1 protein-coding gene is annotated in these 1663 nt (G+C 62.8%); it reads right to left on the minus strand.

Annotated features, from left to right (window positions below; all coding sequences use genetic code 11):
- Positions 1-115: 115 nt before the first annotated feature.
- A complete protein-coding gene (locus VJR90_09115) occupies positions 116-1321 on the minus strand; it encodes an IS110 family transposase (protein HKV97634.1) in 1206 nt (401 codons plus the stop codon).
- Between the last annotated feature and the right edge of the window lie 342 nt (positions 1322-1663).

A 1663-nucleotide genomic window follows, 5' to 3' on the forward strand; every position in this document is an offset into this window, starting at 1 on the left:
CACAGGCGGACGTCTGTGCTGACCCACGTCCCTAGATGGAGGCCGCTCCCGACGAATCACAATCATGCGTGCTCTGCCCATTTCGGTGGGTAATCCGCGATTACGCATGAAAATGTCAAGTCCTTTTATTCCTCCTTGTCCTCTGGCGGGTGGCGACGAAAACTTGATAAGCTTCTTCGGCCCGTTGCAAGGGCTCTCGTTCTTGCTGGGGTGTGAGAGGACGTGCTTTGGCCTCGGAAGCGCGGGCCGGGTGGCCGCGTCGGCTTGGGGCCCCGGCTTTCAACTCGACGCGACGTCGCTTCGAGGCCGTGAGGCTGGCGGGGGTCCAGCGATAATCCGTGTGGTGAGTGAGCAGATGCCAAGCCAGGACCGCCAGTTTACGGGCAACGGCGACGATGGCGATCTGTGGTCCACGACGAGCGCGCAAGCGTTGGTAGAAGGCATGCAGCGGGCCCGGGACGCGGATGGTGGAATGCGCGGCTTCTACCAGCAGGCCGCGAGCGTGCGCCTGTCCTTGCCGGCTGATGTGGCCCGTATGGGCAGGGCGGCTGCCCGACTGGCGCACCCGCGGGTCGAGGCCTAGATACCCGACCAGGTGAGTCGGGCGCGGGAAACGTGTAATGTCGCCAATCACAGCCGCAATGGCAACCGCAGTATGCAAGCCGACCCCCGGGATAGTCATCAGGCGCAACACCCGCTGGTCTTCAAGGGCGGCCTGGGCCACGTGCTCTTCTATCCGCCGGATCTCGGCGTCTACGGCATCCAGCAGTCTGAGGGCACTGTCCACCTGGTGGCGCTCATCCGGCGGCAATGCGACTTCGGTGAGCCATCGACGACCCGCTTTCCCGAAGAGGTCAGTGAAGGAGTGTGCGATGAGATTGCGCTGCAAGACGGCATGGATGCGGTTCCGGAGTCGGGTGCTCTGCTGGACGAGAGACTGCCGGTGAGACGCTTGGCGCCGCAGCGCCTGTGTCGCGGAGTCCGGGACCCATACGGCAGGGATAAAGTCAGCCGCGAGCAGTTGGGCCAAGATGGCGCTGTCGACCCGATCCGTTTTTACCTTAGCGCTAGCGATCGCGCGAGTCCGCATGGGATTGGACACGACTACTCGACCAGCGTGAGCGCTGAGCAGCTCGGCGATGGGCCAGGTGTTGATGCTGGCTTCAAGCACGACATGATCCGTCGAACGCAGCGTTTTGGCGAACGCTCGCAGCGCCGCCGGCGTAGTGCGGATGCGGTCGCTGTGCTGGATTTCGCGCCCTGGCTCGAGGATGGCCACCTCCGTGAAGTGCTTATGGACGTCAAGGCCTATCGTCCGCATGCTATTCTCCCCCTTGTGCGGACCCAGCTGGGCAACACAACACCTACGCATTCGCGCTCGCAGCGCAACCGGGTCAGTCGCAGGGGCGGCCAGATATCAGAACGGACTCGTGGTCCATAATCGCGACGGCCTGCCCGTGGCTGGCGTCCCATCGTGCCCCATGGCCCGGCTCCTCTATGGTAGAAGCAGTCAGCCATGGGGCACTATCATTTTCATAACCGATATCAGAGTGATTACCGTCGAGAACCGCCTCGCTTCCAGGGCCAGGACGCGCCTGCCCGGCGTGAAAGAACAGGAACCATAGCATGAGAGATTTGGCCTCTTGACAGGCTCGTCCATATC

Source organism: Gammaproteobacteria bacterium, assembly GCA_035279405.1.
GTDB lineage: Bacteria > Pseudomonadota > Gammaproteobacteria > Natronospirales > REEB76 > REEB76.

Excerpts from the sequence above, each read along its gene's own strand:
- VJR90_09115 (HKV97634.1), bottom strand. The coding sequence starts at position 1,321 with ATGCGGACGATAGGCCTTGACGTCCATAAGCACTTCACGGAGGTGGCC.